The sequence below is a fragment of the Celeribacter sp. genome (genome assembly GCF_048270365.1).
GTDB lineage: Bacteria > Pseudomonadota > Alphaproteobacteria > Rhodobacterales > Rhodobacteraceae > Celeribacter.
The window spans coordinates 223,614-237,732 of the sequence record NZ_JBLWTA010000001.1 but is presented as its reverse complement, the minus strand read 5'-3'; the positions used below and the strand labels follow the sequence as shown (position 1 = coordinate 237,732).

Annotated in this window: 16 protein-coding genes; 8 read left to right on the top strand and 8 right to left on the bottom strand. The window is 60.3% G+C overall.

Annotated features, from left to right (window positions below; all coding sequences use genetic code 11):
- Window positions 1-47: 47 nt before the first annotated feature.
- Entirely contained in the window at window positions 48-569 is a 522-nt protein-coding gene (locus ACN0X0_RS01155) for a hypothetical protein (RefSeq protein WP_417277665.1), read from the top strand.
- A 141-nt stretch (window positions 570-710) separates the two neighbouring features.
- On the opposite strand, the gene ACN0X0_RS01150 is transcribed toward ACN0X0_RS01155, so the two are convergent.
- Window positions 711-1,259, bottom strand: coding sequence for a peroxiredoxin (locus ACN0X0_RS01150; protein ID WP_226551000.1), 549 nt, complete (start codon window positions 1,257-1,259; stop codon window positions 711-713).
- A 208-nt stretch (window positions 1,260-1,467) separates the two neighbouring features.
- Between ACN0X0_RS01150 and lipA the strand changes: the two genes are divergently transcribed.
- From lipA to ACN0X0_RS01135, 3 genes are all read left to right on the top strand, one after another.
- Window positions 1,468-2,418, top strand: coding sequence for a lipoyl synthase (gene lipA / locus ACN0X0_RS01145; protein ID WP_417277664.1), 951 nt, complete (start codon window positions 1,468-1,470; stop codon window positions 2,416-2,418).
- Window positions 2,419-3,531, top strand: a complete 1,113-nt coding sequence (locus ACN0X0_RS01140) for a THUMP domain-containing class I SAM-dependent RNA methyltransferase (protein WP_417277663.1) — start codon at window positions 2,419-2,421, stop codon at window positions 3,529-3,531.
- Between the two features lie 126 nt (window positions 3,532-3,657).
- The gene (locus tag ACN0X0_RS01135) at window positions 3,658-4,566 is read left to right on the top strand and encodes a LysR family transcriptional regulator (RefSeq protein ID WP_417277662.1); all 909 of its coding nucleotides are present in this window, start codon (window positions 3,658-3,660) and stop codon (window positions 4,564-4,566) included.
- Here the strand turns inward: ACN0X0_RS01135 and ACN0X0_RS01130 are convergent.
- Together ACN0X0_RS01130 and hpt are read right to left on the bottom strand one after the other, a co-directional pair.
- Window positions 4,553-4,726 carry a hypothetical protein gene (locus ACN0X0_RS01130; RefSeq protein WP_417277661.1) on the bottom strand — a complete coding sequence of 58 codons (174 nt, stop codon included), beginning with the start codon at window positions 4,724-4,726 and terminating at the stop codon, window positions 4,553-4,555. The genes ACN0X0_RS01135 and ACN0X0_RS01130 overlap by 14 nt on opposite strands.
- A gap of 5 nt (window positions 4,727-4,731) precedes the next feature.
- A complete protein-coding gene (gene hpt, locus ACN0X0_RS01125; protein WP_417277660.1) occupies window positions 4,732-5,286 on the bottom strand; it encodes a hypoxanthine phosphoribosyltransferase in 555 nt (184 codons plus the stop codon).
- A gap of 88 nt (window positions 5,287-5,374) precedes the next feature.
- Between hpt and ACN0X0_RS01120 the strand changes: the two genes are divergently transcribed.
- Window positions 5,375-5,821 (top strand): type II toxin-antitoxin system RatA family toxin, encoded by a 447-nt coding sequence (locus tag ACN0X0_RS01120; RefSeq protein WP_417277659.1) that lies wholly within the window; start codon window positions 5,375-5,377, stop codon window positions 5,819-5,821.
- 4 nt (window positions 5,822-5,825) lie between these two features.
- On the opposite strand, the gene ACN0X0_RS01115 is transcribed toward ACN0X0_RS01120, so the two are convergent.
- From ACN0X0_RS01115 to ACN0X0_RS01095, 5 genes are all read right to left on the bottom strand, one after another.
- Window positions 5,826-6,575, bottom strand: a complete 750-nt coding sequence (locus ACN0X0_RS01115) for a sulfite exporter TauE/SafE family protein (RefSeq protein WP_417277658.1) — start codon at window positions 6,573-6,575, stop codon at window positions 5,826-5,828.
- 93 nt (window positions 6,576-6,668) lie between these two features.
- On the bottom strand, window positions 6,669-7,859 hold the full coding sequence (locus tag ACN0X0_RS01110) for an ammonium transporter (protein WP_226551002.1): 1,191 nt from the start codon (window positions 7,857-7,859) through the stop codon (window positions 6,669-6,671).
- A 234-nt stretch (window positions 7,860-8,093) separates the two neighbouring features.
- Entirely contained in the window at window positions 8,094-8,594 is a 501-nt protein-coding gene (locus ACN0X0_RS01105; protein WP_417277657.1) for a CinA family protein, read from the bottom strand.
- The gene (locus ACN0X0_RS01100) at window positions 8,591-9,088 is read right to left on the bottom strand and encodes a phosphatidylglycerophosphatase A (RefSeq protein ID WP_417277656.1); all 498 of its coding nucleotides are present in this window, start codon (window positions 9,086-9,088) and stop codon (window positions 8,591-8,593) included. Before ACN0X0_RS01100 ends, ACN0X0_RS01105 begins: the two co-directional genes overlap by 4 nt.
- A gap of 14 nt (window positions 9,089-9,102) precedes the next feature.
- On the bottom strand, window positions 9,103-10,287 hold the full coding sequence (locus tag ACN0X0_RS01095) for a bifunctional 2-C-methyl-D-erythritol 4-phosphate cytidylyltransferase/2-C-methyl-D-erythritol 2,4-cyclodiphosphate synthase (RefSeq protein WP_417277655.1): 1,185 nt from the start codon (window positions 10,285-10,287) through the stop codon (window positions 9,103-9,105).
- 179 nt (window positions 10,288-10,466) lie between these two features.
- Here ACN0X0_RS01095 and dusB point away from each other — a divergent pair, with 179 nt between their 5' ends.
- The 3 genes from dusB (at window position 10,467) to ACN0X0_RS01080 (ending at window position 14,048) form a co-directional block, all read left to right on the top strand.
- Window positions 10,467-11,462, top strand: a complete 996-nt coding sequence (gene dusB / locus ACN0X0_RS01090) for a tRNA dihydrouridine synthase DusB (protein WP_417277654.1) — start codon at window positions 10,467-10,469, stop codon at window positions 11,460-11,462.
- Window positions 11,459-12,541: a two-component system sensor histidine kinase NtrB gene (locus tag ACN0X0_RS01085; RefSeq protein ID WP_417277653.1), complete on the top strand. Its 1,083-nt coding sequence runs from the start codon at window positions 11,459-11,461 to the stop codon at window positions 12,539-12,541. The genes dusB and ACN0X0_RS01085 overlap by 4 nt, the downstream gene beginning before the upstream one ends.
- A 130-nt stretch (window positions 12,542-12,671) precedes the next feature.
- Window positions 12,672-14,048: a sigma-54-dependent transcriptional regulator gene (locus ACN0X0_RS01080; RefSeq protein WP_167600579.1), complete on the top strand. Its 1,377-nt coding sequence runs from the start codon at window positions 12,672-12,674 to the stop codon at window positions 14,046-14,048.
- The last annotated feature ends 71 nt before the right edge of the window (window positions 14,049-14,119 follow it).

Genomic DNA, 14,119 nt, shown 5'->3' with positions numbered 1-14,119 from the left:
ATCTTAGACACAAACGAAGCGTGCCGCGTATGCTGTGCGGGGCTGTTTTGATCTGGGTCGATCTGAAAGGCGTGCTAGGATTGATTGCGATACAGCCTTTCTGGGGGCTGTTTCTGTTTGTGGGCATCCTGTTGTTTTCTGGTGGTTTGATTTTACCCGGCCTGATGCGGCGACCCGCCGTGGACATCCAAAATGGTCACGTGCGGTTCAAGACATTGCTAAGAACATATGAGTTTGCTGCCGGAAGACCCCCGGCGTTTTTCTATCCGCTGACGGTTTATTTTTACACTGTTCTGATGATGAAGGTGCGCAAGTGCAACGGGTACAAAGGCTTTGCCGTGCAGATCCACAACATGCGCCATTTGAATGGGGACAAACCAGACCCTGAGACACTTCAAATGGACATGATGGGGGTCAAAAGGCTGGACGATGATGATCGGGAGATGTTTGCTTATGCGGAACGATACCGGGGTTTCATCGGTTCGATCCGTGCGATGGGCTGGGCGGTTTGGCTTATCCTGATCATGGCGATTGTTGCTCTCACCTTGCGGGAGTTGGGGGTGGGGTGAGGACTTCGGTTTTGATTTGAGCCATGCGTCTCCGGCATTCCCGGTATGCGATGGTATTCTGAGATCTTAAAATGCCGCAGATGCAAAAAGGCCCGCGAGGTTTCCCCGCGGGCCTTTCGTATCATTGGAGAGGCGGGCGTCTTACGCGACGGCTTCGGCCTCTTCGCCTTTGAGCCACTTGAGCACGTTTTCCGGGGAGGAGACGCCATAGGGGTCTTCGCCATGGTTGTCGCACAGACCCGGCTCTTCGAACCAGGCTTCGACAACGCCGTTGTTGACGACGGCGGCGTAGCGCCAGGAACGCAGGCCGAAGCCGAGGTTGTCTTTGCGCACCAACATGCCAACGCGGCGGGTGAATTCGCCGGAGCCGTCCGGGATCACGCCAACGTTCTCAAGCTCTTGAGATTGCGCCCATTTGTTCATGACAAAGCTGTCGTTGACGGACATGCAGTAGATCGCGTCGATGCCTTCGGCTTTGAAATCTGCAAAGCCTTTTTCAAAGCCCGGCAGCTGGTAGGTGGAGCAGGTGGGGGTGAAGGCGCCCGGCAGGGAGAACAGCACAACGCGCTTGCCTGCGAAGTAATCGGAGGTGGTTTTGTCTTCCCATGTGAACGGGTTCGGGCCACCGATGCTCTCGTCACGCACGCGGGTGTGGAAGGTCACTTCGGGGAGTTTGTAACCGGCTTTCATCATCTTGCTCCTTGGATCGCGCGCCCGGATCACAAAGGGGCGCTTCATTCTGTCGCGGACCTTTTAGAGCGATTCTAAAGCACGTATCAATGCACTTGCAGCGAAACCGGCCCCGCCCCGGAAATCTGCGGATTTCACGAGACATTTGCGGGCAGGTTGCCTATATCGTGATCCATACGGAAAAGCCCAAACGGAAAAGCATCCTGCCATGCGTGATCTCAAGATCCCCGACCAACGCCACCCCGAAAAGGCACATCGCCCCGACAACGCCCAGCCGAAGAAACCGGATTGGATCCGGGTCAAGGCACCCACGTCCAAGGGCTATATGGACACGCATAAGATCATGCGTGAGCATAAATTGGTGACCGTATGCGAAGAGGCGGGCTGTCCGAACGCGGGCGAATGCTGGTCGCAGGGCCACGCCACCATGATGATCATGGGCGAGATTTGTACCCGTGGATGTACCTTCTGCAACGTCGCCACCGGGCGCCCGGATGAGTTGGATGTCTTCGAGCCGGGCCGCGTGGCCGATGCGGTTCAGAAACTGGGCCTCAAACATGTGGTGATCACCTCGGTCGACCGCGATGACCTCGAGGACGGGGGCGCGGAACATTTCGCCATGACCATCCGCGCCATTCGCAAACGCTCGCCCGAGACCACCATTGAAATTCTCACGCCAGATTTCCTGAAATGCGCCCCGTCAGCGCTGGAAACCGTGGTTGCGGCCAAGCCGGACGTGTTCAACCACAACCTCGAGACCGTGCCGGGCCTCTATCAAGAGGTGCGCCCCGGTGCGCGCTATTTCCACTCCCTGCGTCTGTTGCAGCGGGTGAAGGAACTTGACCCGACGATGTTCACCAAATCCGGCATCATGGTCGGTCTGGGCGAGAAACGCCCCGAGGTGCTGCAAGTCATGGACGACATGCGCGCCGCCGACATCGACTTCATGACCATTGGGCAATATCTTCAGCCAACCTCGAAACACCATGCGGTGGCCGAATTCATCACGCCCGACGCCTTCAAAAGCTACGAGAAAGCCGCGATCAACAAGGGCTTTTTGATGGTCTCCGCCACGCCGCTGACGCGCTCGTCTTATCACGCGGGCGACGATTTTGCGCGCTTGCGCGAAAACCGTCTGGCCAAACTCGGTCAAGCCTAAGTGTCAGACAGATTTGAAATTTTCCTCGGCACCCAGCCGGGGCTTGAGCCCTATCTTCTGGCTGAGGCGATTGAGGCGGGTTTCCCGTCGCCGGTCGCCGTCGGCGGTGGCGTGACCTTTGAAGGCACATGGGAAGACGTCTGGCGTGCCAACCTGACCCTGCGCTGTGCGGCGCGGGTTCTGGCGCGGATCGGCAATTTCCGGGCGCTGCATCTGGCGCAGCTCGACAAACGCGCGCGCAAATTCCCCTGGGGCGAGGTGCTTCGACCCGATGTGCCGTTTCGGGTCGAGGTCGTCACCGGCAAGCGCAACAAAATCTACCACGCGGGCGCTGCACAAGAGCGCATCGAACGCGCCATCACTGAGGAACTGGGGGCGCCGGTCTCGCCCGAGGCCCTCGTGGTCCTGAAGGTGCGGATTGAGGACGATATGGTCATCCTCTCCGTCGACACCTCCGGAGAGGCGCTGCACAAACGTGGCTTTAAGGCGGGCGTCGGCAAGGCGCCGATGCGCGAAACCATGGCGGCCTCTTTCCTGCGCGCGTGCGGATTTGACGGCGCCGAGCCGGTGCTGGACCCGATGTGCGGTTCCGGGACCTTTGTGATCGAGGCGGCGGAAATGGCGCGGGGGCTTTTGCCCGGTCGTGCGCGGTCCTTTGCCTTTGAACATCTGGTGGGCTTTGACCCGAAGCCTCTGCACAATTTCAAGACCCAAGCCTCGACATGGGACACGGATGTGCAGTTTTACGGCTCTGATCGCAATGTGAACGTTATTCGCATGGCAGGTGACAATGCCGAACGCGCGGGCGTCGCCGATCTGTGCCAGTTCAAACCTGTCTCTGTGTCCGAGATAGAGCGCCCCGAAGGCGCACCGGGTCTTGTGATCGTCAACCCGCCTTACGGGGCACGGATTGGCAAAAAGAAAGACCTCTATGCGCTTTACGGTGCCTTTGGCGAGGTGATGCGCGCGCGGTTTTCCGGCTGGCGTGTGGGCATGATCACCTCGGATGCGCAGCTGGCCAATGCGACGGGTCTGCCGTGGCTGCCGACTGGCGCGCCGGTGGCGCACGGTGGCTTGAAGGTCACACTGTTCCAGACGGCGGCGTTGCCCTGAGCGTCAAAGACACCGCAGCTTCACGACTGTAAAACCTGTGCAAAAATCGCCCTTCATGTGATCTCTCTCAAGGCAGAGTGCACGACTCCCATGCTATATTTCGCATATATCAAGGGAGAGACTGATATGATGCACAGACCAAATTGGGACGATTATCGGTTCGTGCTTGCCGTGGCCCGCTCCGGGTCTGTCTCGGGGGCTGCGCGCGAGTTGGGGGTCAACCATGCCACCGTTTTGCGTCGCGTGGCGGCTATCGAAAAACGTCTGGGCGTTGAACTGTTCGAAAAATCCGTGCGTGGTTATGACATCGCGCCCGAAAAGTTGCGGCTGATCGAAGCCGCGCGCGAGGTTGAGGCCGCCGTGGGCGCCGTCGAACGGCTGGCGCAGGTGGGCGAGGCGCCCTTGGCCGGGATCATTCGCGTCACCTCGACGGATACATTTTGTCAGGCGGTTCTGCCGCATCTTCTGGCACGGCTCTCGGCACATGCGCAAGACCTGTCCTTCGAGCTTTTGTCCACCAACAGCCACCTCGACCTGTCGCGGCTTCATGCCGATGTGACGGTGCGCCCGACCTACAAACTGCCCGACGATCTGTTCGGCGATATGGCGACGCAGATGGCCTTTGGCTTTTACGCCGCCTCTGACGCGGTGCCCGAGGACCACTGGCTGGGCCTGACAGGCGGCATAGGGCGGTCTCATGCGGGGCAAAAGCTGCGCGAGGAACTTGAGCGGCGACACGTGCATTTCATGGCGGCCTCTGACAGTTTCCTGACGCTTCGGGCCTTGGCCGAAGAGGGCATGGGCCGGGTGATGTTGCCGGTGTTTTTGGGCAATGCCTCCACCAAATTGCGGCGGATCACGCCGGTTTTGGAGGTGCCGCCGGTGCCGGTCTTTGTGGCCTCACATGTCGATCTGGCCGATGCGCCGCGTCTGCGTCAGGCGCGTTCGCGGATCGCCATGGCTTTGGAGGCGGAGGAGGATATGCTGATGGGGCTGGAGAGCGTGAAAGCCACCGTTGAGCTTACTGAAGCTTGACCCTCGCGGGCCGTTCGACCTGCATCCAGTCGGGCAGGCCGACGGTTTTCTCGACCGCGTAGAGCGCGATGCAGGCGGCAATGATCGCAAAGGTAAATTTCACCCGCTTGGCGGAGGGCGGGTTCTGCGCCCAACGTTTGGCGCGGAGCATCCAGCGCATTTGGTTCACGCGCCTTTGCCTTCGTCCTCAAACACCACCGAGCCGATATAGGGCAGGTTGCGGTTGGCCTGGGCAAAGTCGATGCCATAGCCCACGACGAAAGCGTCGGGGATTTCAAAGCCGGTCCAAGTCGCCTTAAGATCGACCTCGCGCCGCGCCGGTTTGTCCAAAAGCGCGATGGTTTCGATCTTGCGCGGGTTGCGCGAGTGCAGGAGTTTCATCACAGCGGACAGCGTATGCCCGGTGTCGACGATGTCCTCGACCACCAAAACATCGCGGCCTTCGATGGGACCGCGCAGATCCTTGAGGATTTTCACCTCGCGCGAGGATTCGGTGGCATTGCCGTAGGAGGAGGCCTCCAAGAAATCGACCTCGACATTCATCTCCAGCTCGCGCACCAGATCGGCAATAAAGACGAATGAGCCGCGCAACAGGCCCACGACCACCAATTTGTCGGTGTCTTTGTAGTCGCGTCTGATCTCTTTCGCGAGGTCCTCGATCCGGGCGGCAATCGCCTTGGCCGAGATCATGACATCGATGTGATAGGGTCGCTGCGTCATCCTGTTCCCTTTTGGTCCCGTTTTGGACCCTTGCAATTTTGGGCTTAGCCATAGATGTATCAGGCAAGGAAAACATAGACCAGAGACCATGCCGACGCACCAGGAAACAAAGCACATGCCGTTCAGCGCCGATCAGATGTACGCGCTGGTGGCCGATGTCGAAAGCTACCCGAAATTCCTGCCGTGGAATGCCGCGGCGCGCATCCGCTCGCGCAGCGACATGGGCAACCACGAGTTGATGCTCGCCGATCTGGTGATTTCCTTTAAGGTGTTTCGCGAAAAATTCGGTTCGCGTGTGAAACTCTATTCCGAAGAGCGCCGGATCGACACCGAATATCTCGACGGCCCGTTTCGCTATATGAAAAGCTGGTGGCAATTCACCCCCGCCGAAGATGGCGGCTGTGATGTCGAGTTCTTCGTCGATTTCGAGTTCAAGAACGCCATCCTGCAAGGCGTGATCGGCATGGTGTTCAACGATGCCATGCAACGCATCGTGCGCGCGTTTGAACGTCGGGCGGCAGAACTCTACGGGTGACGGTTCAGAGCAATCGCACCGTAAAGATCACCGTCATCACCACGCCGACCAAGACGATGAAGTGCTTGAGCCGTGCGGTGTTCTTGATCCGTCGCGCGTAATGCGCGCCCAAGAAACCGCCCGCGATCATCGCGGCGGCCAACACGGCGGCAAAGTCCCAAGCGATCACACCGGCCAAAACATAGGTCACGGCGGAGACCAGCGACAAAAGCACCGACAAAGCGTTCTTCAGCCCGTTCATCGCATGCAGATCGGTGAACCCGATGAGGCCCAGAACGGCCAAAAGCATGATCCCCAGCCCGCCGTTGAAATAGCCGCCATAGATGGAGACGGCGAACAGCGCGACAGCGGCGCCAAGCGGCCCCAACATCTCGCGCGCAAACAACCGTTTGATCATCTGTGGCCCACCGGCAAAGAGTAGGGTCGCCAAGGCCATCAGCGCAGGCACCACCACAAGAAACGTGTCATTGGGCGTGATCAGCAAAAGCAGTGCGCCCATCACCCCGCCCAGCGCCGAAATCACGATCATCCGCGCGGCGGGCATGGTCGCGGTGCTGTGCAGGTCGCGCCTGTAGGCCCAGACGCTTGAGACATAGCCGGGCAGGGCGGTGAGCGTGGCGGTGGCATTGGCCGAAACCGGCGGCACACCGGCAAAAATCAAGGCGGGCAGGGTCAGAAATGTCCCGCCCCCCGCGACGGCATTGAGCGCACCGCCGGCTAGCCCGGCGATGAGGATCACGATCATTTCGAGCATTTTTCCTCCCCTTACGTCCTCCCCCTGAGCGGGCCACCAAAAAAAGCGGACCCGCAGGCCCGCTTTCTTATGAGATTTTCTGTCTTAGGTCGATTACGAATTGTGATCGTAGGCGCTTTCGCCATGGGCCGAAAGATCGAGCCCCTGATGTTCGCTTTCCAAATCGACGCGCATCCCCACGAGCGCCTTTGTCACCAGCACCAGCACGACGGTGACGACAAAGGTGAACACCCCCACGATGGCCAAAGCCCCAAGCTGTGCCAGCCATGTGCCCTGACCGAAGGCCGCAATCATGATCGTGCCGAAAATACCGCCCACACCATGGACGGCAAAGACGTCAAGCGTGTCGTCGATCCGCAGTTTGTTGCGGATCAAACCGACCATTTCCTGACACAGAATGCCGGCCACGGCACCAATGATCAGCGCTTCAATCGGGCCGACAAAGCCCGAGGCCGGGGTGATCGATGCAAGTCCGGCGATGGTGCCGGTCACAAGCCCGACGAGTGAGGCCTTGCCATATTTGATCCGCTCCCAAAGCGCCCAGGTGAGCGAGGCGGCGGCCGCCGACAGATGTGTCACGGTGATCGCCATGGCGGCGCCCCCGTCGGCAGCAAGCTGTGAGCCGCCGTTGAACCCGAACCAGCCAACCCAAAGCATCGAGGCGCCGATCATCACATAGCCGGGGTTGTGCGGCGGTTTGTTGTCCACTTTGCGCCGCCCGAGCATGACCGCGATGATCAGCGCGGCAAGCCCTGCGGTTTCATGCACCACGATGCCGCCTGCAAAATCGCGCGTTCCGGTTTCGCCGAAAATACCGCCATCGGCCATAAAGCCGCCGCCCCAGATCCAATGGGTCACCGGCGCGTAGCACAAAAGCATCCAGAGCGCGGAAAACAAAAGCACAAAGCCGAAGGTCACGCGTTCGACATAGGCGCCGACGATCAGTGCCGGGGTGATGATGGCAAAGGTCATCTGAAAGGCAAAGAACAGCACTTCTGGCAGGGTGCCCGACAGGCTCTCGGCGTCGATGCCCGCGAGGAACATCTTGCCCGGACCGCCCCAGATCGCGCCCCAGACCCCGCTGCCTTCGCCAAAGGCAATGGAATAGCCAAAGGCCAGCCACAAGACGCTCATCAAACAGGCGATGGCATAGACATGCATAAAGACCGAAAGCACGTTCCGTGCCCGCACAAGCCCGCCGTAAAACAGGGCGAGCCCTGGCAATGACATGAAGAGCACCAGTGCTGTGGCCACCAGTATCCAGGCGGTATCCGCTCCGACCATTGTTCCTTCGACCATTGTCCCCTCCTTGGTCAAAATCTGCGCATGATTTGCGCGTTGTGCTGCGTAAAGCGGCACTGATGATGATTTAAAAGAGGCAAGACAGCGAGAAATGAGGCCAAAAATGCATCATTTTTGGAATTGCATATAAAATGACCTAAAATTCCGGCTTGAGTGTAAAATCTAGCCGGAATTGAATCTTTGTCGCGCGAGAGGGCGATTCATCGGAGGGAGTCTTCAAATCCGGTCGCTTTGAAGACTCTTGCAGAGCATTTCCAGCGCCGTGATCACGGTCGCGCTGCGCACATTGGCGCGGCCAATGGGGCCGAACTCCACCGTTTTCACGATCGTGTCGTGCCCCTCATAGGCGAGGCCGAAACAGACCCGGCCTTCGGGTTTATGTTCGGAGCCGCCGGGGCCAGCGATGCCTGTCACGGCAACGGCGATCTGGGCCTGCGAGCGGCTCACGGCACCTTCGGCCATTTCGCGCGCCACCTGTTCAGAGACCGCGCCATATTGCGCCAAGGTCACCGGCGAGACGCCCAACATTTCACGCTTGGCGGTGTTGGAATAGGTGATGAATCCGCGTTCGACCACGTCGGAGGAGCCCGCCACTTCGGTTAGGCTGCCGATGATCATCCCGCCGGTGCAGCTTTCTGCGGTGGCGATCATCACGCCTTTCGAGCGCGCCGCCGCCAGCGTCGCCTCGGCCAGTTGATAGGGAATTTCGGTCGTCACATGATCACCTTATGGTAAATCCCCGCCATGATCACCACGACCAGCGCCGCAAACACGCCGGCGATCACATCATCCAGCATCACCCCCAAAGCATCGCCGCGTCTGTCGGCCCAGCCGACGGGGCCGGGTTTCCAGATGTCGAAGAGGCGGAATGCGATGAACGCCGTGGGCCATGCGGGCCAAAGCGCGGTCGAGGGCGCACCGGCCATCGCGGAGCCGATGGAGACCGGAATGAGCGCGATCCACATGCCGACCAACTCGTCGATGACGATCTCGGAGGGGTCGTGATTGTCGGAACCGCGGGTCATTTCGCCGGTGGCCCAAAGCCCCGCGATAAACATCACGACGGTGCCGATCAACACGCCCGGGACGCCCAGAGTTTCATGCAGAATCCAGAACAAAGGCACAGCGGCCGCCGAGCCCCAGGTGCCGGGGGCGGGGCGCATATAGCCGATCCGGGCCATGGTCGCGATGAGTTCGGCGAAAGGGTTCATCTTGCTCTTCCTTCTTATGCGGTGCGGATCAAGGCGGCGGTCGCCAAAGACGCGATGCCCTCTTCGCGACCGGTAAAGCCCAGCCGCTCGGAAGTGGTTGCTTTGACCGAGACTTTTTCGACATCGACGTTCATGATCTCGGCCAGAGCGGCGCGCATGGCCTGAGCATGCGGCCCCACCTTGGGGCGTTCACAGACCAGTGTCACGTCGCAATTCATCAGCTCATAGCCCATCTCGCGCGCCAATTCGATGGCGTGGCGTAGGAAAATATGGCTCTCGGCGCCTTTCCATTGCGGGTCAGACGGGGGGAAATGCTGGCCGATGTCGCCGCGCGCCAGTGCGCCGTAAATCGCATCGGTGAGCGCATGCATGCCGACATCGGCGTCGGAATGGCCCTGAAGGCTGCGACCGTGCGGGACTTCGACGCCGCAGAGCCAGACGTGATCACCCTCTCCGAACCGGTGCACGTCGTAGCCATTTCCAAGACGTATATCCATCTGTGTCGTCTCCTGCTCTTTTTGCCGCAACAGTGCGGAGGCCCGGGCGAAATCCTCCGGGTGGGTGATTTTGAAATTCTCTTCCGCGCCGCGCGTGATCGCCACTTTGAGGCCAGCCGCGCGGGCCACTTCGACATCGTCGGCGGCCTCGCCCTGATAAGATCTGTGCGCGGCCAGAATCGCCTCGAACGCGAATCCCTGTGGTGTCTGGGCGCGAAACAATCCGCTCCGATCCTGCGTACCGTCCACGAAACTGCCTGTTTCCGTGGCATCCTGCGAGACGGCCCCCCGCCAAAGCGCATCCGTCACAGCAAGCGCGGGGGCGGCGCCTTGGTGGTGGGTGAGGGCGCTTTTCACACCTTCGATCACGGCATCGGGGACCAAAGCGCGCGCCGCGTCATGGATCAGAACCCGGTCGATGCCCAGCCCGACAAGCGCCTCAAGCCCCGCCCGCACCGAGGCCGCACGCGTCGCGCCGCCGCAGACAAGTGTCACGTTTTCAAGGCTTTGCGCGAGGTCCAAATCGTCCGGGTGATGCACAACGACGATGTTGTCAACCTGCGCCCGACACCGCGCGATGCTATGGTCGATCACGCGCAACGACGCAGCCGCGCCCTTGAGCACCTGCCATTGCTTCGGCAGCGTCCCGCCCGCGCGGGTGCCGCGTCCGGCGGCAACGATGATGACGGCAGTTTTTGTCATGCGACTTGGGATAAGCGCTGGCGCGCGCCCTTGCAATGCGCTGTTTTTGACTGTCTGATAGATTAAATTTTGTGCAAACGTCGTTTTTCGCCCCTTTTTTCCTCGAAAGCCCCGCGCGACCCTTTGCGACTCGCATCTCTGGGCGCTACCTCTGGTCGAAATGCTTAAGGATTAATCGCTTGCCCGTTCGTTTGGCGCAACTCACACTGGACCCTCCCGTGTTTCTGGCCCCTATGGCCGGGATCACCGATCTGCCGTTCCGCACGCTGGTCTCCAGCTTTGGGGCGGGGCTTGTGGTGTCCGAGATGGTGGCCTCGCATGACATGATCAACGCGCGTCCTGGCACCCGCGAAAAGGCGGAGCTGGGCTTTGGTGTCGAAAACACTGCCGTGCAGCTTGCAGGGCGTGAGGCGGAGCCGATGGGCTTGGCAGCGAAGATCGCCGAAGACAGCGGTGCGCGGATCATCGACATCAATATGGGCTGTCCCGCGAAAAAGGTGGTCTCCGGCTATTCCGGTTCGGCGCTGATGCGCGATCTCGACCATGCCTTGACGCTCATTGAGGCGGTGGTGGCGGCGGTCGATGTGCCGGTGACGCTGAAAACCCGGCTGGGTTGGGACGATGCGCTGTTGAACGCGCCGGAGCTTGCCAAACGCGCCGAAGACGCGGGCATCCAGATGATCACCATCCATGGTCGCACCCGGTGTCAGTTCTACAAAGGCCGCGCCGATTGGTCGGCGATCCGGGCGGTGAAAGAGGCGGTGTCGATCCCGGTGATCGCCAATGGCGATATCACCTCGCCCGAGACGGCGCAGGAGGCTTTGAGCCAATCGGGCGCTGATGGGGTGATGATCGGGCGCGGCGCGCAAGGTCAGCCTTGGGTTCTGGCGCAGGTGGCGGCGAACCTCACCGGCTTGCCGGAACCCGTGCGACCCGAGGGCAAGGAGTTCGCCGATATGGTCGCCGGACATTATGAGGCTGGTGTCGTCTTTTATGGCAGGGACCTAGGGGCGCGCGTGATGCGCAAACATCTGGGCTGGTACATGGAGACCGCAGGCACGCCCGCGGCGCTGCGCAAGCGTGTGTTGACCGAAAAGACGCCCGAAGGCGTGCTGGCGCTTTTGCCGGATGCGCTCAGCGGAGATTTTACCGATACGGAAGGATATGCCGCATGACAGATGCGCGGTTCGATATGCTCTGGCCTTCGCTGCCGGTGCCTGCGGTCATGATCGACGCGACGAATCTGATCAATGAGGTGAATTCCTCGGCGGAACTGTTTTTGAATGCCTCCGCGCGCACCCTGATGGGCGTGCCGGTGTTTGACAAACTGGCCATCGATGCGCCGCTCGAAGAGGCTTTCGCCCGCGTGCGTCGCGACAATTCGCCTTTGTTTATCAACAATGTGGATGTTTCCGGCGGCAATGCGGCCCCGGTGCAATGCAACATCCAGATCGCGCCTTTGCAGGGCATGGACGACTGGCTGATCCTGTTGATGGAGCCGCGCCAGATCGCCGACCGGCTGGGCCGCGCGCATCAGGTGAAAACCTCCGCGCGCTCGGCGATCGGCATGGCGGAAATGCTGGCGCATGAGATCAAAAACCCTCTGGCTGGCATCACCGGGGCTGCGCAGCTTCTGTCGATGAGTTTGAGCCCCGAGGATCTGGAATTGACCGATTTGATCGTGGCCGAAAGCCGCCGGATCGTGGCGCTTTTGGAGCAGGTCGAGCAATTCGGCAACCTGCGCCCCCCCGCGAAACGCGCGATCAACATTCACGACCTTTTGGACCGCGCCCGCAAATCGGCCGAGCTGTCCTACGGCGCGAATATGAAGTTTATCGAGGAGTTCGACCCCTCGCTGCCGCCCACTTTTGTCGATGGCGATCAGCTGTTGCAGGTCTTTTTGAACCTAATCAAGAACGCCTCCGAGGCGGCGGGTAAAGAGGGCGGTGTGATCCGTCTGCGCACCTTTTACGACTTGTCTTTGCGGCTGCGGCGCAAGGATGGCACCGGCGGTGCGTTGCCGTTGCAAGTCGAGATCATCGACGATGGCCCCGGTCTTCCGCCGGAGATCGCCTCGGATATTTTCGAACCCTTTGTGTCGGGCCGCGAAAATGGCACGGGGTTGGGCCTCGCTTTGGTGTCCAAGATCATTTCCGACCACGAGGGCTGGATTTCGGTCGACTCGACGCCGGGCAGAACCGTGTTTCGAATTTCGCTGCCGGTTGCGCCGCGTGACGCAACATCCTCGACGTGAGGCGGATGATCTGGGCATGATGTGTAATAAAACTGTGAAGAACCCCGTTAAAAAGGGGATGCGCGACGGACAGGAGACGGCTTCGGTTCCGTTTTCAGCTCTGGCGCGAAACTGACAAGGAGAGAAAAACATGGATGGCACGATCCTCGTCGCTGATGACGACCGCACGATCCGCACCGTTCTGACCCAGGCGCTGACCCGCGCCGGATGCAAGGTCCACGCGACCTCATCTCTGGTCACCCTGATGCGATGGGTCGAGGAGGGGAAGGGCGATCTGGTGATCTCCGATGTGATGATGCCCGATGGCAATGGCTTGGAGGCGCTGCCGAAAATCGCAGAACTGCGCCCCGGTCTGCCGGTCATCGTGATCTCGGCGCAGAACACCATCATGACGGCAATTCAGGCGGCAGAGGCAGAAGCCTTTGATTACCTGCCGAAACCTTTCGATCTGCCCGACCTGATGAAGCGCGCCGCGAAGGCCCTGGAGGTCAAGCGCCGCGCCAACCCGGCGCCGTCGAATGCCAAAGCGCCCTCCGAGGGACCGAAAGAAGACCTGCCGCTGGTGGGGCGCACGCCTGCGATGCAGACGCTTTATCGGCTTGTCGCCCGCGTGATGAACACCGATCTTCCGGTTCTGATCACCGGCGAGAGCGGCACGGGAAAATCGTTGATTGCCCGCGCGATTCATGATTTCTCCGACCGACGCACTTTGCCCTTCGTGGTGGTCTCGGCCGCCGATCTGGCGACGATGGAAGGCCCGGCTGCGGTGATTTCCAAGGCCAAGAACGGCTCGATCCTGTTTGACGAAGTGGGCGATCTCGATGAAGAGGCGCAGGCTCGTATCGTGCGGATGCTCGACAGTTTCACCGACAACGGCCCGCGCATCATGGCCAGTTCCCAGGCCAATCTGGCCGCGAAAATGGAAAGCGGCGCCTTCCGTCAGGACCTGTTCTACCGTCTGGGCGGCGTGACGATTTCTGTGCCCTCGCTGCGGGAGCGCGTCGATGACATCCCGCTTTTGGCGGAGTTCTTCCTGTCGAAAGCCGAACGTGATGGCCTGTCCGCGCGCCGCTTCTCGCATGAGGCGATGGAGCTGGTTCGCGCCTACAGCTGGCCGGGCAACGTGCGCCAGTTGGAAAACACCATCCGTCGTCTGATTGTGACCTCGCCCGAAGAGGAAATCACCCGGATCGAAGTAGAAACCGTTTTGGGCAACCAGCCCGCGATGGAACCGCTGCAAGGCGGCTCCGAGGGCGAAAAACTGTCGTCTTCGGTGGCGAAACACCTGCGCCGCTATTTCGACCTGCATGGCGGTGTCCTGCCGCCGCCGGGGCTTTATCAGCGGATTTTGAAGGAAGTCGAAGGGCCTTTGATCGAAATCGCGCTCGATGCGGTCGGCGGAAATCAGGCCAAATGTGCCGATCTTCTTGGCATCAACCGCAATACCTTGCGTAAAAAGATCAATGATCTCGATATTCAGGTGACACGCCGCCGCAAGTTGATGTAAAAAGGCCACATCCGTGGTGATTTGGGCGCAGTGATGCGGAAAGCACGCAGCTGCGACCAGATTGCAACGGA